The sequence below is a fragment of the Paraburkholderia sp. EG286B genome (assembly GCF_040965655.1).
Lineage (GTDB): Bacteria > Pseudomonadota > Gammaproteobacteria > Burkholderiales > Burkholderiaceae > Paraburkholderia.
The window spans coordinates 1-18310 of the sequence record NZ_JBFRCF010000052.1 but is presented as its reverse complement, the minus strand read 5'-3'; the positions used below and the strand labels follow the sequence as shown (position 1 = coordinate 18310).

At 58.6% G+C, this 18310-nt stretch carries 19 protein-coding genes and 1 pseudogene; 16 read left to right on the top strand and 4 right to left on the bottom strand.

Translation table 11 applies throughout. The features are described from left to right. Positions 1 to 389 precede the first annotated feature (389 nt). The 11 genes and pseudogenes from AB4Y42_RS42035 to AB4Y42_RS41985 all read left to right on the top strand — a co-directional run bounded on the left by AB4Y42_RS42035 (position 390) and on the right by AB4Y42_RS41985 (position 8370). Positions 390 to 1034 carry a hypothetical protein gene (locus AB4Y42_RS42035; RefSeq protein ID WP_368697620.1) on the top strand — a complete coding sequence of 215 codons (645 nt, stop codon included), beginning with the start codon at positions 390 to 392 and terminating at the stop codon, positions 1032 to 1034. An 11-nt stretch (positions 1035 to 1045) separates the two neighbouring features. Next, complete coding sequence (locus AB4Y42_RS42030) at positions 1046 to 1735, top strand: hypothetical protein (RefSeq protein WP_368697619.1); 690 nt, start codon at positions 1046 to 1048, stop codon at positions 1733 to 1735. Positions 1736 to 1746: 11 nt separating this feature from the next. Further along, positions 1747 to 2448, top strand: a complete 702-nt coding sequence (locus AB4Y42_RS42025; RefSeq protein ID WP_368697618.1) for an RES family NAD+ phosphorylase — start codon at positions 1747 to 1749, stop codon at positions 2446 to 2448. A 278-nt stretch (positions 2449 to 2726) separates the two neighbouring features. After that, positions 2727 to 2972: pseudogene (locus tag AB4Y42_RS42020) on the top strand (DUF1016 N-terminal domain-containing protein); the annotation flags it as partial. Between the two features lie 136 nt (positions 2973 to 3108). Then, positions 3109 to 4200, top strand: coding sequence for a hypothetical protein (locus AB4Y42_RS42015; RefSeq protein ID WP_368697617.1), 1092 nt, complete (start codon positions 3109 to 3111; stop codon positions 4198 to 4200). Between the two features lie 4 nt (positions 4201 to 4204). Next, entirely contained in the window at positions 4205 to 4771 is a 567-nt protein-coding gene (locus tag AB4Y42_RS42010) for a winged helix-turn-helix domain-containing protein (RefSeq protein ID WP_368697616.1), read from the top strand. Positions 4772 to 4881: 110 nt separating this feature from the next. Continuing rightward, positions 4882 to 5580 (top strand): multiubiquitin domain-containing protein, encoded by a 699-nt coding sequence (locus AB4Y42_RS42005; RefSeq protein ID WP_368697615.1) that lies wholly within the window; start codon positions 4882 to 4884, stop codon positions 5578 to 5580. Next, positions 5555 to 5911 carry a DUF6791 domain-containing protein gene (locus AB4Y42_RS42000; RefSeq protein WP_368697614.1) on the top strand — a complete coding sequence of 119 codons (357 nt, stop codon included), beginning with the start codon at positions 5555 to 5557 and terminating at the stop codon, positions 5909 to 5911. The genes AB4Y42_RS42005 and AB4Y42_RS42000 overlap by 26 nt, the downstream gene beginning before the upstream one ends. Beyond that, on the top strand, positions 5860 to 6726 hold the full coding sequence (locus AB4Y42_RS41995) for a ThiF family adenylyltransferase (protein WP_368697613.1): 867 nt from the start codon (positions 5860 to 5862) through the stop codon (positions 6724 to 6726). Before AB4Y42_RS42000 ends, AB4Y42_RS41995 begins: the two co-directional genes overlap by 52 nt. Next, positions 6723 to 7181, top strand: coding sequence for a DUF6527 family protein (locus AB4Y42_RS41990; RefSeq protein ID WP_368697612.1), 459 nt, complete (start codon positions 6723 to 6725; stop codon positions 7179 to 7181). Before AB4Y42_RS41995 ends, AB4Y42_RS41990 begins: the two co-directional genes overlap by 4 nt. Before the next feature lie 289 nt (positions 7182 to 7470). Then, the gene (locus AB4Y42_RS41985) at positions 7471 to 8370 is read left to right on the top strand and encodes a hypothetical protein (protein ID WP_368697611.1); all 900 of its coding nucleotides are present in this window, start codon (positions 7471 to 7473) and stop codon (positions 8368 to 8370) included. A gap of 495 nt (positions 8371 to 8865) precedes the next feature. Here AB4Y42_RS41985 and AB4Y42_RS41980 read toward each other — a convergent pair whose 3' ends face one another. After that, positions 8866 to 9300 carry an SET domain-containing protein gene (locus AB4Y42_RS41980; RefSeq protein ID WP_368697610.1) on the bottom strand — a complete coding sequence of 145 codons (435 nt, stop codon included), beginning with the start codon at positions 9298 to 9300 and terminating at the stop codon, positions 8866 to 8868. Positions 9301 to 9651: 351 nt separating this feature from the next. Continuing rightward, positions 9652 to 10104: an HU family DNA-binding protein gene (locus tag AB4Y42_RS41975; protein WP_368697609.1), complete on the bottom strand. Its 453-nt coding sequence runs from the start codon at positions 10102 to 10104 to the stop codon at positions 9652 to 9654. 1199 nt (positions 10105 to 11303) lie between these two features. On the opposite strand from AB4Y42_RS41975, the gene AB4Y42_RS41970 reads away from it, so the two are divergent. After that, positions 11304 to 12005, top strand: coding sequence for a hypothetical protein (locus tag AB4Y42_RS41970; RefSeq protein ID WP_368697608.1), 702 nt, complete (start codon positions 11304 to 11306; stop codon positions 12003 to 12005). 344 nt (positions 12006 to 12349) lie between these two features. Further along, positions 12350 to 13249, top strand: coding sequence for a hypothetical protein (locus tag AB4Y42_RS41965; protein WP_368697607.1), 900 nt, complete (start codon positions 12350 to 12352; stop codon positions 13247 to 13249). Between the two features lie 47 nt (positions 13250 to 13296). Here the strand turns inward: AB4Y42_RS41965 and AB4Y42_RS41960 are convergent, their stop codons facing one another. Then, positions 13297 to 13839 (bottom strand): hypothetical protein, encoded by a 543-nt coding sequence (locus tag AB4Y42_RS41960; RefSeq protein WP_368697606.1) that lies wholly within the window; start codon positions 13837 to 13839, stop codon positions 13297 to 13299. Between the two features lie 154 nt (positions 13840 to 13993). On the opposite strand from AB4Y42_RS41960, the gene AB4Y42_RS41955 reads away from it, so the two are divergent. After that, positions 13994 to 14218, top strand: coding sequence for a hypothetical protein (locus AB4Y42_RS41955; RefSeq protein ID WP_368697605.1), 225 nt, complete (start codon positions 13994 to 13996; stop codon positions 14216 to 14218). A 45-nt stretch (positions 14219 to 14263) separates the two neighbouring features. On the opposite strand, the gene AB4Y42_RS41950 is transcribed toward AB4Y42_RS41955, so the two are convergent. Further along, positions 14264 to 14464 carry a hypothetical protein gene (locus AB4Y42_RS41950; RefSeq protein ID WP_368697604.1) on the bottom strand — a complete coding sequence of 67 codons (201 nt, stop codon included), beginning with the start codon at positions 14462 to 14464 and terminating at the stop codon, positions 14264 to 14266. Positions 14465 to 14857: 393 nt separating this feature from the next. Between AB4Y42_RS41950 and AB4Y42_RS41945 the strand changes: the two genes are divergently transcribed. Both AB4Y42_RS41945 and ltrA read left to right on the top strand, forming a co-directional pair. Then, on the top strand, positions 14858 to 15625 hold the full coding sequence (locus tag AB4Y42_RS41945; protein ID WP_368697603.1) for a hypothetical protein: 768 nt from the start codon (positions 14858 to 14860) through the stop codon (positions 15623 to 15625). Positions 15626 to 17159: 1534 nt separating this feature from the next. After that, a complete protein-coding gene (gene ltrA / locus AB4Y42_RS41940; protein WP_368697602.1) occupies positions 17160 to 18230 on the top strand; it encodes a group II intron reverse transcriptase/maturase in 1071 nt (356 codons plus the stop codon). The last annotated feature ends 80 nt before the right edge of the window (positions 18231 to 18310 follow it).

Here is an 18310-nt window from a genome sequence, read left to right as displayed (position 1 = left end):
AGCGGGCGTTGGGAGCCGCTTCCGGGCACGGGTTCGCTCGACGAGATGGCCGATGTGGTGGTCACGCTGCTGCAGCCCTATCTGCAGCCCGATAATTATTAAATGTATTTACGGGATGTTGTACTAGTGATATCGGTTAGCTCGCTCGCCAAAGCCCGGTAGTGAGGCGATGACCTCGTGAGTCGGTGATCCCACCTGGCGCCACGCGACGGACGCCGTCAGCCGATCGAAGGGATTCTGTTTTGGGGACGGCTGCGAAAGCTGATGGCGTCGATTGTCCTGGGGAGCTCTTGGCAATAAAATTGCAAAATCTGCGAAATCTAAAAAACTTGAGAAAAATGAGAAATCATGTACCATAGAGACATTTCGGGTCTCACGAGGGTGGTCGCATGATCGATCTCGAGCAAGCAATTCATCACATTGTGGTCATCGCCGAACGCATCAAGGGATCTCTTTTTCCGCCCCCTCCGGTGAGGGCGGGGGAGTACGCGTTGCGCGAACCGTCGGAGTCCGCCGCGCCCTGGGAAACGGATTATGGGTTTCTGCCTGACCCGGATGTTTTACCCGAGTCATTGGAACCTTCCGTCAGGTTTGAAGAAACGAACCTCAAGAACCTGTTTGATGAGGGGTGGGTGCTTGAGCCGATGAGCGTGAAGTATGGACGCAACGACGGGTCGGATCGCGGCCTGCTTGCGATATTGCGTCAGTACTTCGGCCGACCTACCCGCACGCTTGTGCAGTCCCAGACCTCGCGAGCAGTCGAGCGCCTTTGGGGCGGCAAATTGCGCCGACGCACGAGCTACGTTATCTCGGACAGTGGTTGGACATCCGGTGGGCGGCTCGCGAGGGATTTTTTCCTTGCGGCGTGGCGCGAGCTTTCGGACATCCATCGTGACCTGGCCAGCAAGCGTGCCGTCGTGCGCGCCCGTCACATCCGCGTCAAGCCAAGTAACGCGCCAACGTCTGAAACAGGCAGCGCAGCGGCAATCGCTAGGCGGATGAATCCGCTTGGCGCTCCGCCGCATCTCGTCTGAAGGAGATCGATATGCCACACGTAATTGACGACCGAAACCACGGGGCGGCCGGAATCAAGATTCACGCGATTCTGTCCGATGGACACCGTAGTACCGGGGCGCGCGCAGCGCGGGATGTAGCCGAGATTTTCGCAACGGATATTGAAGGGGTCCTGCGCGAGAAAATGGCACCCGGTCTGGTTGACGAGCAGTTTCATCGCCTGGTTCGCAAGGCTCTTGAGGACCGTCTCACCACGATGCTTGTCATCGAGGCGGAGGCGTCGCAAGCAGCTGTACCGGCGTCGTTGCCTGTGGGCAATCTCAAGCCCTCGGATGTGATAGGACGGGGACTGGTTCAACTCTCGCTCGCCAGCTTGTATCGATGCGTTGACACGAACCGGTTCTATTGCGTGAAGCCACCAGGCCAGAGCAACGGTCGCGTGTTTCCGGAATGGCAGTTTGTGTCGCCGGTGCCGGAACTGCTTCCTGCAGTGTTGTCTGATCTTCGGGGGGCAGTGACGACAGAGGTTCACGCCTTTCTCGTGACTGCTCGGGACGAGTTCAACGAACTTGCGCCAGCTGAGTTACTGGCTGGCAAGCCGTTCGCAGGGCGCGGTGAACTCCACAGCAGCCAGATGCGTCTTTTGCAGCTGCCTGCAGCGGAGCGTCAACGGCGCGTTCGCGTCGCTGCCGAGCATCCAAGGGAAGGTGTGGCGTATTAAGCGGCCCACACATGCAGAAAGCCATCCAGCTGGACCCGCCCGGCGACTTCGGCGCAGCAATGCCGTCCGTCGGGCAAATCATCACCGGTCTCACAAACGAGATCGTGCAAATCAAAAGCAGCGAGCCGCTCTATCGCGCGGCGTGGTCACGTCACGCCGTGCTTCCGGAGAAGGCACCGCGCCCGTATCGCTTCGGTCCGCCCGATTCCCTTCGTGCAGCCGACGGCACTGTGCCGTTCTGGTGGTTGTATCTCGCGCAGCTGCCAGAGACGACGATTTGGGAGGCGCGTTTCTGCCTGAACGACGTCACCCGGCCGGGCACGTATTACATCGACCCGGGTGCAGAGAGGGAGGGCCTGATCGCCACGCTGGCGTTTCCGCGCACGCTTCGGCTTTGGAACCTCAATGGCGAGGCCTCCAGTCGGCTCGGCATCTACGATAGCCTGTCGAGTCCAGACTACGAATGGTGTCAGGAGTTTGGTAGCAGAATGCACGAAGCTATGACGCAGATAGAGCCAGCGGTGCGGCCGGATGGTTTCATCTATCCGTCGCGTCGCGTGCGCGGCAACACGGCGATCGTCGTGTCCTCCGAAGCGGTCGAGTCGATGCGTGCACAGGTGACGTCGCAATGCGAGCGCTTTGTCGACCACAAGGTGTACGAACCGCTGTGCGCTCATCCGCTTCGCGTGCCTCCGCCCCCGCCGGTCGCCTGACGTGACACAGCAGATTGCCGTCTGGGGGGAGTTTGAGACGGCACTGCGCGCCCGACGGCCAAAAAATGACGCCACCCACGGGTGGCGTTTTCGTTGGTGCGGCGAGCATGCACCCGCCGAGGCGCATGAAACCGGTGCCCCCCGGAAATCGCACGCATCAGAGTTCTTTCTCGCCTCCCGCGCCGTCGCCAATCGTAGGACGCAATAAAAATGACACAGCAAAGACCTCGACGTAGAGGCGCTTTGCTCCACCGATGTGACAGTTTTGCTTCCGCTCCGAGCTGGTCGGCGCGCTGGCCAGCAGGCTGAAGGCCGAGTACGGAGGCGGCTGGAGCCAACAGCAGCTGCGCTACTGCCTTCGTGCCGCGGAAGTCTTTCCCGACGAGGCAATTTTCTCCGCAGTGCGGAGAGAATTGAGCTGGACGCACCTGAAGACCCTGATCTACGTCGACGACCCGCTCAAGCGCAACTTCTACATCGAACTGTGTCGGCTCGAGCGCTGGTCGTCGCACCAGTTGCAGGAAGCAACCGCCGACCGGCATCATCCTGTGCGCCGGACACTGCTACGACTATTTCGCTGTTGGGGCGCCGGAGAAACACACGTGTATACTTTGAGGTCGGCAATACGAGTAGTTCGTGTCGTTTTAAGCATCGCTTCCTATGAAAGACGAAATAACAACGATTTTGAGAGAAAAAGCGCCGCTTAAGGCACGCGATATTGCACGGGAGCTCGACACGGACCGGCGCACCATCAATCAAATTCTGCATTCAAACGACTCCATATTTCTTAAGGACGCAAACGACAAGTGGTCGCTACGCGACCCCGATGAGTTGGTCGTAGAGTTTTCGTTTCAAGGCTGGCTTCGACCGGATCAATTTGAACAGGCTTTGAATGCATGCGGCTCGCCGCTAGATTCGGCATGCGTTCGCATCCGATTCGTCTTTCCAGAGGGGTTGAACATTCTGCTGGAAGCGGCTGCCCGACTACTGGCACTCTGCAATCAGTTGACCTACGAAGGGAAATCCGTATCCCTTGTCCTCCCGGATATCAAGGTTTCCGCCTATTTGAACCGAGCTGGCTTTTTCGATCTTCTGGCTATCGCAGTCGCCGTCTTTCCCTCTCGCCCGAAATCTTCGACGGCACAGTCGCGTCAAGGGCAGAATGGCTCTCTTGTTGAGATCGCGAAAATCGATCTTGCAAATATCGACACCGACATCCCACATCGCCTTCGTGAAGCGGTTGGTGCACATGCAATCGAGCAGCGGCAGATGGGTTCGATCCTGAGCGAACTCTTCCACAACATTTGTGAGCATTCGAGTTCACCCATCCCGGGTTTCGCTGCGCTCCAACTGTACAAGAGAGGCGCCGATCCCTACGTGAGCACCGTATTTTCGGACAACGGCACTGGAATCGTCGGAACGTTGTGGCCGACGCTGCCACAGGAAACCCGCACCCTGCTTGAGTCATCCGGGAAACACGCTGGCGTTGCGCTGATCGAGAAAATTTTCTCCGAAGGGCATCTGAGCCGCTTGCAGGATGCAGCACGAGGGCTCGGCCTCAAAAGCACCAGCGATTACGCGGAGAAGTTCAATGGCAATATTGTGGTTCGCCAGGAAACGTTCGAAGTCACCCTGACATATCGGGGAGGTGAGAAGAAATATTCCCATCAGTTGGGATTGCAGCCACTGCTGCGGGACGCATATTTGCGTAAAGTTTCGCTTGACGGGCAAAAACGCCACCCGTTAAATTAGCGCGATGAACCAGATTGCCAATTTTCGCGTCGAGCTGCGCGCGCTGACCAGAACGGGTTTTCCGTACGGCAACGTAGAGGGTCGGGAAGTTTTCAGCCGACTCAACGAAATCGTTAGCGCCCACGCCAACCCGACGATTTTCCAGATTTCCCTACGCGATATCGAGGGCACCGACGCGTCCTTTCCTCGTGAAAGCGTGTTCGCAATTGCCCGTCTGTATCGAGACAAGCACTGGTTCTACCTGACGGACGTAAAGGACCGAGATCTGGTCGACAACTGGAAGTACGCCGCCCAGGCGCAAAACCAGCCGCTCGTAATCTGGCGTTCTGAGTCGGACTTCGAAGTGATCGGGCCCGAAATCAGTCCGGCCGCCAATGAACTGCTGAACTACGTGCTCGAGCACGGACGGGTCGGCACGAGCCAGGTCGCCGCCGATCTGGCCATCTCCGTCCCCAATGCGAGTACGCGTTTGAAGAAGCTGGTCAGCGACGGCTATCTTCTTCGCCGCGAAGACACGGCCGATACGGGCGGCGTCGAGTACATCTACATGCCCATCCGGCAATCTGCATAAACAGCTTGCTTTAACCAGAATACGGGAATAGAATGCCATTGTCTGTCCCTCGTGGTACTCCGCACCATGTTAAACAGACTAATTTAATCAGAATTTCAAGGACATTCCCTATGCTGAACCCCTCCGAAACCGTGTACCCGATTGAGGTCGCCTTCCAGGGCACGACCTTTGCCAAGGTCGAGTCGCCCATCCACACTGCCCTTGGTCGCGAGATTTTGGCCACGGCTGGCTATCCGGCCGATGACCGTTTTAGCCTCTACAACATCCTCGACACCGGTGACTTTCAGATGGTGCGCCTGGACGAAACGCTGGACCTTCGTCGCCCGGGTGCCGAGCGCTTCATTGTTTTTGAATCGGATCGCGACTTCAAATTCAAGCTCAACGAGCGCGAAGGCCTCTGGGGTGTACCGACGATCACGGGCGCAGACCTGTACGCAGTGGCCAAGCCGGCAGTCGGACACGCGGTGTTCCAGATCAATCAGCACGGCGAGGCTCGCCAGCTCGAACTTGAGGATCGCATCGAGCTCGGTCACGCCGGCGTTGAACATTTCAAGACCGCGCCCAAGCGCGAGCACCTTTACGAAATCATCATCAACGGCCGCAAGAACGAAGTCCGCGACGCCCGCGTGACGTTCGACCAACTGGTCGCGCTCGCGTATCCGGGCCCGGCACCGCAGCCCAACATCGCTTACACGGTCACCTACCGCAAAGTCGCCTCGTTTCCGCATGAAGGCGAGCTCGGTGCGGGCGGTTTTGTTACTGTCAAAGACGGGAGCATCTTCAATGTCGGCCGCACTATTCAATCGTAATCCGGACCTCAAGCGTCTCTGCGACGAGGGATACCAGATCCGCGTCCAGGACGGGGCGCTGGTGATGTCCAACGTTCCCTACGTGAACGCGAAGGGGGAGGTGAAGCTTGGCTCTATCATCTCTCCGCTCAGTTTGGCGGGAGACGTGACGCAAAAGCCGGAACCGCACACGGTGCATTTCGAGGGCGAGTTTCCGTGGGATGCGCAGCGCAACCCGCTTCGACACATCGCGGCGGGCAACCAGGTTCCCGCGGACCTGCACGCGGTGATGCCCATTACTTGTCGACCAAGCCCGATAGCAACGGCTATACCGACTTCTATCAGAAGATGACGACCTACGCGAGCCTCATCGCGGGGCCGGCGTCGGTTCTTGATGGCACCGCGAGCGCACGAAAAGTGTGGCAAGCGATGCCTGACGACGACAGTGTTTTCAACTACATCGAGAACGCATCGGGACGCGTCGGTATTGAGCGCCTCACCGAACTCCTGTCGGGCGAGCGCATTGCGATCATCGGCGTGGGCGGCACCGGATCCTACGTGCTGGACCTTGTGGCAAAGACGCCCGTGCTTGAGATCCGGCTCATCGATGCCGATGAGTTCTTGCAGCACAATGCTTTTCGCGCTCCTGGTGCGCCGACGATTGACGAACTTCGAACGGTCCCGAAGAAGGTCCACTACTTCCGCGACATCTACAGCAAGATGCGACGCGGTATTCATGCCCATCCGGTCGAGCTCGACGCGACCTCCGTACACCTGCTTGAAGGCGTCACGTTCGCGTTCTTGTGCATGGACCCTGGCCAATCGAAACGTGTTGCTGTCGAATTTTTCGAGACGCGCGGTGTGCCGTTCATCGATGTCGGAATGGGCCTTGAACTCACGGACGGCAGCTTGGGAGGCATCTTGCGCGTTACGCTCAGCACGGCCGAAGAGCGTGAGATCGCGCGCCAGAAGATCTCGTTCGAGGAGCGCAGCGGCGACAATGTCTACGCGTCAAACATTCAGGTCGCGGATCTGAACGCGTTGAACGCGACTCTCGCTGTGATTCGCTGGAAGCGATATCGCGGGTTCTATCGAGACCTGGAAGGCGAGCACCACAGTGCCTACACCACGGATGGTAACCATCTGACGAACGGGGCTGCTGCATGATTCGCCACCATCGTATCGAAGCCCGCTTTGTGACCGAGGTCCCGCGGGACCTCGATTCCGGCGTGCTTTACATCTCGACCGAGTACGGGACGGCCGTGCATCGCTGCTGCTGCGGGTGCGGTCAGGAAGTCGTCACGCCACTCACGCCGACAGACTGGAAACTTTCAACCCACGGCAATACTGTCTCGCTTTGGCCTTCGGTCGGGAACTGGAATCTTCCGTGCAGATCGCATTACGTCATTCGAAGAAATCGCGTGATCGAGGCTGGGCCGTGGACTCAAGGAAGGATCGAATCCGAGATCCGTCGCGACAAGGCGGCGAAGGCGAGCTACTACAGTCAGCAGGCTGCGGGCGACGCGAGCGCCGGCGCGCAAAGTACCTCGCACGACGGCGCGCAAGTTCCGGAAATAGCGGGCGGTTGGCTGGCGCGACTCCTGCGGTGGTTATTCGGGTGAGGCCGCTCCAAGGGCGAAGCGCGATTCGAAGCGAAAGTCCCTGCGGGTGCTCTCAAAGTCAGAGTGCCCGCTTTGGTCTGTTGTTGCCTGGGGGCTCCGTCTCGGGCATTCGAGTGCAAAGAGTCGGCGAGAGCCTTTGGCCGGTCGGCAGCATTGACAACACTCACTTTCGGCGCACGTAAGGCGAAGGACCTAAGGTGCGTATATGGCGGCCGAACAACCGGAGCGCATTAAACGTAAGCCAGGCTCACAACACACAAAGGCCGTACGAACAAAGAGATCTCACCGAATGAATACATCGAACAACAAACAGGTACCCGGCATCGAAGGCTTCCGCGTACTGACTGCAAGGGAGGTAGTGCGACGCAAAGGTTGTGAAGCGCCGAAAAAAGCGCCGACGCACCGGTTCCTGATTGATGTTGCAAGTGTAGTCGCACTGCTTACTCTGGTGCTCTGCGAATTTATGTTCCCGCTTGCTGACAAGGAGTTTGCCGACCAACCATCCACACTCGTGGTCGAACTGGCCGTGTTGGGCGGACGTGCGCAAGACGCGATGGACAAGTTTGATGCATCAGTTGCCGAGTTCAAGAGGGCGTCGTATGGGCAGCAGCGCAGCATTGGCGACATTGGGATCGATCTTGACCGGATACTCGCACACGAGGTCGGATATCTCTCGTATTACCTTCCGGCAGGAATGGTCCTGGTGGATGAGCTGGGTCGGCTCAAGTTGCTGGACAGTCGGACTGCAGAGTGGGAGAAGTCAGTGGAGGGCAAGCAGCTCATCGCTGCAATTGAGCAGATCAAGATACTGCAGCCAAAACTGGATCAGTGTTTTCAGGGCGCTCAAGCTGAACAGCATAAGATTGACGCATCCTTACTCGAAGGTCCCGATGAGAAGACCCGCGTCGACCTGTCCGTCTCAACAATAACAGCCCTTGGAGACCTGTTGAAGAGTAAGAACGGGCGCTGGCTCGCCTGTCGAAACGACCTTGTGGACTTCGACCGTCAGCTTGTGAAGGTAACGGGGAACTACTCGTTTGTTGTGGAGCAACTGGAAAAGCGTGCTACTTTCGAGAAAAATGTGAGATTGGTGCTGAAGGGCCTTGCCACGTTGATTCTAGCGATATGCGGTGCGACGTACCGCAACAGGTGGCTAAAGGCCGCGACGGCGTCGCTCAGTGGTCGCTAACCTTCAGGCCGCCTCAGCCATCGGGAACGGTGCATGGGGGAGCTACGGCTTGCCTCCCGAGAGGGCGGCCAACATCGACATCGTGCGCAAGGCAGGCTTGAAGTGTTCATCCACGGCGATGACGAAGACATCGACGATGGCGACTGGGACTAGGTGCTAGAGAGGCTTGGCTTAGACTGGCAAGCCGCAGATGGCGAGATGCATGACAGGCCGGGTCTGCGCCTCGTAGCCTTCGAGAACTGTCGATGTGCGCTGGTAACTTTGAATTCGCGAGCGACTGCTTACCGCCAGGCATCCGAATGGCGCATCATGGCCTTCACCGTACTTCGGCGACAGCGGCGCATTGGACAGATTGATCGCAACGGTCGCATGCAATGCCGGCTATCGCCTTGGACGCGGTCGGTGTGCCTGATGTGTCCAGCCTTGTGCGCTTTGAGCTACTGGCTCCCGCAGTCGCCGCGTACTGCGTTGATGGGACCCGTCGGCGGAGCGTACCTAGATCGGAGCAAGCATGGTCCCGCGGCAACGCCTGGCGCCGCAGCGACAGGCATACTCGCTGGCTGAATCGCGCGCTTTCGCCGAGACTTCAAGCGCGTAGTCGATGAACAGTTCCTCGCCGGGCCTGATGTCCCTGAGCGCGTTGATATAGACGCGGCCCGCTTGCTCGATCGCCTCGCAGTTGGCCTTGCACGCATGGTTGAGCCACCTAGCGCCGTTTCCGCCGCGGCCCCCATCAATGACGCGCCCGTCCGACAACCCGAAGAGGAAAGTGTGCGCGGCGTCGGCGCGCCGGGCATAGGTGCGTGTCGCTTCCCGCCAGGTGGTGATGAGCCCCTTGTACTCAAAGATGCGCTCGCCGGCGGCAAGCGCCCGCAGGGCAAAGACGCCCTTACCGTGGACGGGAGAGTGCCGAACGGAAACACGCTTCATGCCGGGAAAGTGTGAGGAAGGGAGATCCGGAGTATAGCGGCAGCAATGGCTCCCAACATGCGTCGGTGGATCGTTGCGGGTGTCTGGTCATGGGCCGGCACATATGGGCCACTCGGCGCTCACTTCGTCGTCGCAAACGCGCCGGCTATTTGCCTCTTAAGTTTGACCTCGTCGCTGTACATATTTTGACGTGGTTGAGGCCACAGCATGCCGCAATTGTGGCGCACCGTGGTGAGTTCCGCGCGGCTTGGGGTTCCCGCAGGCAGTGCACGATTGGCCTCGATGGCGGTGGCGGCGGCCTGAAAACAAAAAGCCCGCTTGGCGGGCTTCCTGTCAACGTAGCAACGGGCCTCAGGCTGCGGCGGCGTCCTTGAGCTTCTTCAGCGCGCGAATCTTCAGCTTCACCGTTGCCGGCTTTGCGTCGAACCAGCGCTCTTGACCCGTGAACGGGTCCTTGCCGAAGCGCTTTTTCTTCGCCGGGACAGCCTGGACGCCGATTTTCACCAGGCCCGACAGTGTGAACTCACCTGCACCCTTCTTGTGCACCGAGCCAAGAATCGTGTCCTCGAGCGCAGCCAGAACGGCTTTGGCTGCTTTCGGTTCGACACCGGCTTGCTCGGCGACGTGCGTTGCCAACGAGGCCTTCGTGAACGTTTCCTTCAGCGGCTTGAGTACGCCATTGGTCGCAGCCTTCTTCGCCGGAGCAACAGCCTTCGGCGCGGCCTTCCTGGCTGCCGGCTTTGCGGCCTTCGGTGCGGGCGATTTTGCAGCCTTCGGGGCTTTCGTTGCGGTCTTCGTTGCCATGAATAATCCTCTATCAGGTTGAGAACCGCTTAAGACGGTGCACGACGCCTCGCGTTACTGCACTGTCTTAAGCTGGCGCTTAGCGTATCAACGGTTTTCGCGATTCGCAACAGGAAAACGCCTTCTGGCAAGCCGTTTCTTCATCGTCAGCGAAAAAAGCCCATGACGTACGCCCGATTTCGCAGCGGCCGCTCGTGAGAGCCGCGTCTGAACAGGAAGAAACGCGCAGTCCCACCGCCTGCGCGCATCTGCGTATCGGTAAGGCAGGCAACTACCCAGGTTACGGCGTTTTGCGGCTTCGCCGAACGGGACACCCGTGGCAACTCAGGACCACCTCAAGCAGCGTGCGGAACAAAAAGGCCGCCCAGAATGGTTGACTGCCCAGCTCCCAAAGATGTTCTCTTTTTGCGGATCAACTACGCGGACGGTATCAGCTTACGGGTTGCGAACGCATATCGCCCAAAAGACGCACGTCTCGAGAAACTCAGGGGAAATCTTCGCCCATCCTGAAGTCAGGGCACCTTCGAACGGCATCGAGATTCGAGATGCGTTCCGAAGCGCCCTGCGCAGTGCAGGTTAATGCTGTTGTGCCCTGCCGCCACCGGTCCACGGTCCATGACTGCGAGGAGTACCCCTGACACGATAAAGGTCAGATGAAGGATGACAAGGCATCGAATGCGCGTCACATCGATCTGGGCGCCCACGGCGACGAGTTCTAGAAATGCCTGGCGTGCGGGTCGGCGTTTTATTTGACAGTCACCGCAGGCGATCTCGCTACCCCGGTCGAGCGTCTCTTCATGGCCCGAGCGGAGCCCGACGATCGCGCGCGCTGAATATCAGGGGTATGCGGATCATGGAAAGCCCGATCCGCTCCCGCCAAGTTGCAGGCGACCGGGAGATGAGGCTAATGGTGACAGGGTTGCGCTCGCGAAGGGTCCACCGGGACAGATTTGACGGGAAGGGCACCCGGTTGCCAACGGCAACTACCCTCTTCTGGCGCCGGGGCCGCAGTCTTGCGGGCAGTGACACAATTATGCGCGCAACGGTGACAGAATTAATGCGGACTACGGGAATGGAGCGGCACTTGCCTAGCCAGACGTGCGGGATAAGGCTCGGACAACAGACCCGCGATGTACCGGTCGTCACGGTAGAATCCGGGCGGGTTAATCAATCGGCAAGAAAATGGCTGGCCATAAGAAATGAAAATCAAATACGTCATCTCCATCTGTCTCGCATCTTGCATGGCCTTCGGGGTGTCGGGCTGTGACAGTGGCACGTCAAAAACCGAATCTGACGCAACGGTGAGTTCCGCCACTGAAGCGAGTGCAACCTCGGAAGCGAGTTGGCCGAAACCTGTGACTATCAATCTCGCTCAGACTGCGGAAGAGAAGAGATTTCTAAACGACGCAGGGTGTTTTGATGACGCGTGCTTTACCGCCGAGAAGTTCGACCGGTTTATCGTCAAGAAATACCCTGACATCGCAAAGGTTCACTTCCGAATATCCAAAGACCTCGAAGGAGACAAGGACGCGATAGCGACCGCTCGCATGGACTTTAGGCGCGGCCTTTACTTTGCCAAACAGATTCACCTAGCGGACGGCGAGTCGTTGTTCGACTTGCTCGCGAAGTGCAGTCACAGCTTCGACCCAAATAACGTTGCACAACTCGCATTCGATGCGAAGACCAACAAACCGTTCATCTACATGCAATACTTCCCGGTCTTCCTCCAGAAAGGAACCGGCAAGAACATGGACCTGAATCTACTTTGGGACCATGTGGGTGACGAGTTACGTGCACAAAGCCCATTCTTTTCGACGCATGTGCTTGTTAACAGCGATTTCCTCGCCATGCACGGTATCGAATGTCGGGCGAAAGATGCGCCAATCGCGGCGGATGAGTAAGCGTCAGCGTAAGACAGCCCTTCGCGTCGCCGCCGTGCCGAAGGAAAAAAAGCCCGCACAGGGCGGGCGCAATTCGTTTGGAGACCGAGGGACGGGGATACCCTCTAGACCGACTGTAGCGCGCGCTTGGTCGGCGCGCACCTATCTGAACGGACAGGTCGCGCTTCGGCGGATGCCAGCGAACGCCTCGTGCGGGCCAGGCAGTCACCGGCGGTCAAAGGTGAGACTTCCCGGGGGACGCGCACACGTCACGAAGCCACCACGCGGCGGGGTTCGAGCCGCCGCGCCCGCTTACAATCGGGTGTTCCTCACTCCTGTAACCCCGTATGCGAACGCTCGTTGCGATGGATTTCGTGGCCGACGCCGACTCCCTGGCCGTTCTGTTGCTTGCCAGTCTCGGCTATGAACCAAGGCCCCGCGATACGGCCATGGACCGCTTCTCCCTGCTGTACACGCGCGCCGAACGCACGGTTCCGCCAGTACCTTACGAAGTGCGTCTCTCGACGGAGATTCAGCGCAATCCCAGGTACCAGACGCGGCGAAAAGCCCTCGATGAGATCGTGTCGCGGTTGAAGACGGGTGAGAGCGTCCGGCCTTACCTTTCAACGCGGGCCGTTCGTGCTGCGTTTCAGGACACGCTTTTGCTGACGTGGGGCATTCATCACCTGCATCTCGGCAGCATCGACACCGTGAACAAGCACGGTTTCGTGGCCCGCAAGCGCGGCGCATCTGACCTTCTGTTGTTGCGTATCAAGGACCGGACGGCCTACCTGATCGACATCGTTTCGCATGACGAGCCGGACCTTTTTGACAACCCGCGCCTGCTCGAAATCGTGGACCGAAACTGGCCCGAGCTTCACTTCGCTTCCGAGCTGGTGACGGCGGAAGCTTTCAGCCCGGAGCAAGTGAAGACCCTTCGTTCAAAACGTGCGAATTTCGCCATACATGTGAACGGGCGGGCTATCCTGCCCAACGCGGGGGTGACGGCCTCAGGCGTTCCGATAGAGGTTTTTGGGTGGTATTGGGCGTTTCATGGCGAACTACGCAACGCGGAAGCGGATGTCCGCCGCCGCTTCCATGAATATTTCCCGCAAGGCATTGCGCCGTCTCGCTGCATGCCTGCCGTCCAGAGCGTGCGCCTGGTCGACGTCGAGCCTGATTTTTTTGTTCTCCGGCATCGCGAAACGCAACACATCTCTTACGCGCGCCGCGTTGCCGCGCAAAGGGATGAGGGTTCGGCATAGGCTACCCGCGCTGCCCGCACGGGCTGGCCGGACTGTCAGGCGGGTGCCTAGCCAAGATTGCGCGTCCACCATACCCACGGGCGCGTGCGCCAGTAACCCTCATTCGCGTATCGCTGAAGGTCAGCAATCAGCTTCGTGCCGCGCTCCTGAGCGGTGGTGATCAAGGTCAGGCAAAATTCGAGCACCTGAGCGACCGTTTCGCGCTCCATTTCCGGGTGATGTTTTGAGATGCGCTGAAGCCCGAGCCGAAATGCCCGAATCTGTTCATAGACAAATGCGACTTCCTCTGCGAGAGCGGGGCCTAGCAGGCCGAGTTTTACAACGCCGCTGTCAAACACCGGGCTTGTCGGCGGCGCGAACTCCTGCATCGTGATCCGCGTGTCAGGCTTGCGTATCGCGTCAGCCGTTGATTGCAGGGTTGATTGAAGAATCGGAATTGCCGTCGCGTGCGACTTCAGTTCGCCCGCCAACGCCCCGGCAAGCGCCTGCCCATCACGAAAGCGCCGAAAGTCTTCGGCAAGAAAATTGTTCAGGTATCCGCCGGCCAGTACGCCCACGAAGGCGATTAATGCCGCATTCGTGTCACTCATGACTCCACCCCGCAAACAATTGTTGTGTCCGCATTGTAGCGGGAACATCTTCGAGGCTCCGCGCGCGCCGTGCACCACAATTCCAATGCGCCCCGCCACAGAGCGATAATCGCGGGTGTCATCTCCCATAACCCGTTACCCGTGCGAGGCCGCCATGGCGAACAGTTTTGCAAAGCCCTGCGTTGTATGGCTCTCCGATTCCGAACGCCAACGCCTCGCGGAAATCGCCGAGCGCTCCGGTGCGTGCACGGAGCGCGTCGGCGCGCGCCTGCTCTACGCGGCGAGCGATGTCATCGGGCAGCAGGAGTCGAAGGCGACCGTCACCCGCACCGGGAAGGTGGGCAGGCAATACGTTACGCCGCGTTCGCGCAAGGGATAGCGCGGCCACGTCAGCGGCCCCCTGAGCCTCGCATCGCGCACGGCATCATTCGTCAGTCTTTCCGCCGCCCCTGCCTGGAAAGCCTTTCAGATACTCGTTGTGCCAGACATCGGCGGCGAGGCTCGAACCGTCCTTCACCTCGGGACTATCGAGCAGGCGCGTGTACTCATCGCGGGTCAATACAACGTAGGTGCCCGTGCTCGATCGCTTGAAGCGGATTGTCGATCCATCATCGGCTTTTTTCATACATACCCCTCAAGGCTTCATCGGTTGCGCCCCGGCATCGACTTGGACACCGGACCTCGGCGGCAGAAAAAGAGCCCGCATGAGGCGGGCATTCCCTGATGCCGTGGAGATACCGCGAAGGCTTGCCCGGTAGCTCCAGGTGGATCGTACCGCCGTTCTGTTGGCCCATGTCTTCGCTCGTGGTCTGCGGACGAAAAAAGCCCGCTTCGAGCGGGCATCACAAGGAGACACTTGGAGAGCTACGCGGTGACGTAGTTCGATGTCGATCCTACGCCCGTCACACGTCAGCCGAACCTATCCAATCGGGCAGGTTGGGCACGCCGTAGTGAGTGCGCCCGTGCTCCTGCGCTTGCATGATAATCACGGGCGTTCACCCACCATATCCGAGTCCACATGAAACAATCTCACGATCCTGCATCCTACGCGATAGCCGTCTACTTCAACGGCGGAATTCCATATTGCTTTGATCGTGCGCCTAAGGATATGCCGTCAATGGAGCATGTGACGCGGGCACTGGATCAGGTCGTATGGCAGCGGAACGGAGTTGCTGGTGTGCCCATCTATGGCCGTCGAGACGGCTTTCTGATTTTTGATTTCGATAAGTCACCGGAATTCGCTCATGCACCAGGCGGTGCTGATGTGCAGGCGATCACGGCGCTAAACCAACGGAATGCTCGGTGTTATCAATACGCGAATGCGTTCTTGATGGGCCTGCATTCAGGGCTGGCGGCGACGATGAAAGCGGGAACGCCCGTGCAGGCACCCTTGAACGGGCTTAATTGGTGCAGGGCAGTCAATCAGGATGGCGGTTGGTTGATCACTGATAATGCGGCGCACCCCGTCGAAGGTTCAAACTTCCTGGCGCAAGACCTCACGCTTGACGCGCTAGATCACGCCGTAGATGTTGTCACGCGATGCACGGAACGGTTCCCTGATGACGGTCTTAAGATTCTGGAGTTGTGTCTAATCGCCGGCAATCAATACGCGCTTCACCAATTCGAATCGGCGCATCTCATTGCCTGGACGGTGATTGAAAAATCGCTTAACAAGATGTGGGCTGAACTATTGCACGAACTCAACGTTGCGAACGGCGGCCACACAAATATGAACCGGAGCGCCGCGACTTGCTTACGGGCCGTGACTATACGGCGTCTATCGTGACGCAAATGCTTTCCTTGCATAAGAAGATCGATGACAACTTGCTTTCCCGGGTAGATAAAGCGCGTCGGTCCCGTAACAGCTTCGCTCACAGTCTCGAATCGGTTACGTGGCAGGAGGCTGGTGTCGCACTGGTCACGGCAAACGAAATGTTGAGCAAGGTCGTGGGTGTAACGGTGTCCTGCCAGGCTTCCACTAGCTGGCGAAGCTAAAGCCGCCCAAGATCACCAAGCGGTGTCCCTCGATCCGCGCTTTCTCGTGCCCGTGGTGGGCGCAAAAAAGCCCGCACTAAGCGGGCGATGGGAGCAGTCTCCACGCGACTGGGCGCATGGAGACTGCTTGCTTCGATGCTACGCCGTTCCGGTGCATGTATAACGTCTGCGCCAGGCACGTGCCACGAGCCCGTCAGTGGGCCGCAGCGCACGAGATGGCGGCCAGTTTCTCCGCAGCACGGTCGAGCCACCTTGAAACCTGCAGCGATATGTACGGGACTGGTGACGGAACATCAGGTTCCTCGTCGGGGTTACCCCCGTTTGGAACAATTACTCAGGCGACCTCACGTCGCACCCACTTGACAGTACCGGTCGCCATACTCTGAATGTTCCTTGGAAGATGGGTGCTAGTTGATGCCACTGGTCTGTGCCAAACGTTCTGCTATGTTCCAGCACAGTTGCTCCGTCGCCGACACTCAGCGTGACGTTGCGCACGACCCGTGCCTACGTCATTTTCCCGTCGAGACCGGTGCGCGGACACAATCCGTTTGTCGCGTGTGCCGCGGGGAAGGCCTTTCGGTGGTGCCGTATATGTCGGTTCGAATTTTGGCTGTAATTTCTGGCGTAGCTGATGCGCCGCGGCTCGGCGCACAGGGCAGGCCGACGTACCCAGGCATGGCGAGCGCATCGACATCGGGAAAACCGCCCGCTTCAGCGGAAGGCGGGGCCGGGGATCGGGTGAGGCAGGTTTTCAAACATCAAAGTTTAATTGCTAAATAGGCATCTTTTGATAAGAAGACTTAGTGTGTCGCGAACGCAGGTGAGAGCCCGCGGTGCTGTACTGAAGATGGGAGCAGGCCTCCCGAAGTCGGCTTTCAGGAGCAGGCTTCAAACCGCCCGGTGCTGCTGCGTCCAAAAGGCGTGGTGGTGAGCGACCGTGGAAAAGTCACCCGGTGAGGGTGGCAGGTACGTGTTGAGTAGATGAGCGAAAGCAAACCGTCCGACGACGCATCGTTACTTATATAAAGCGCTGTCAAAACTGGAGTCGTAAGTTTATTCCAGGATCAGTCGGGACGACACCTGATTACGGACCCGATGGCAGCCGGTGTAAAGGCGGCATGAACTCAATACAGGCTTCGGTATGGAACGTGAGAACCTTGCTTCGAATGCAAAGGGAAATGACAAGTGGCAGACACCATGAGGAAGAATACCGATGTCGAAGCGAGGGGCGGAGCTGCTCGTAGTAGTGTTGAAGCCTTTGTAATGAAGGGGCAGCGTTATCCTGTTGACGAAGGTCACCAACCTGCACTGTGGGGATGAGTGACATGACATCAACGAAACCGTACAGCATTGCGAAGCGGGTCGTGTGGGAAGCGTACCAGTTGGTGAGGGCCAACCGCGGAGCTGCTGGCGTGGATGATGAAACTGTCGCCATGTTCGAGCAGAACCTTTCTGGAAATCTGTACAAGCTGTGGAACCGGATGTCGTCGGGGTCGTACCTCCCGCCACCGGTGAAGCAGGTTGAGATTCCGAAGGCCAAGGGCGGCACGAGAAAACTGGGAGTGCCCACTGTATCTGACAGAGTCGCTCAGACTGTTGCCAAGCTCATGATCGAGCCGATTCTCGATCCGATATTCCATCCGGATTCCTACGGATATCGGCCGGGTAAGTCGGCTAAGCAGGCAATTGCCGTGACGCGTAAGCGCTGCTGGCAGTACGACTGGGTTGTCGAGTTTGACATCAAGGCGGCATTCGACCAGATTGATCATGCGTTGTTGTTAAAGGCGGTGCGCCACCACATCAAGGAAGGCTGGATCCTGCTGTACATCGAGCGGTGGCTGACAGCTCCGTTCGAAACTGCAGAGGGGGCGAGTCTGCCCCGGATGCGGGGTACACCCCAGGGCGGTGTGGTCAGCCCGATCTTGATGAATCTGTTTATGCACTATACGTTCGATAGCTGGATGCAGCGGACATGGCCGCAGTCTCCCTTTGCGCGCTACGCCGACGACGCGGTGGTTCATTGCCGCAGTCTGGCGCAGGCACAAGCCGTGATGCAGGCGATTGCAGAGCGGCTGGCAGAGTGTGGTCTGACGATGCATCCGGAGAAGTCCAAGATCGTGTATTGCAAGGATGGTAAGCGCACTGGCACTTATCCGAACGTGCAGTTCACGTTCCTCGGTTTTACGTTTAGACCGAGACGGGCATTGAGCAAACATCGACGGTTATTTACTGGCTTTCTGCCGGCGGTGAGCAATGATGCCCTGAAGAGGATGAGGCATACCGTGCGGAGTTGGCGCATACACCGACGAACACCGGCGACGCTTGATGAACTTGCGCAGGAATGCAACTCGACGATACAAGGGTGGTGGGTGCGCCGGGAGACCGGTAAGGAGTAGATGGTGAAAGTCCATTACGATGAAGGTGTAGCGAACCACATCGGCCCCGAGCCGTGCGTGGGCGTCCGTCAGGATGTCTG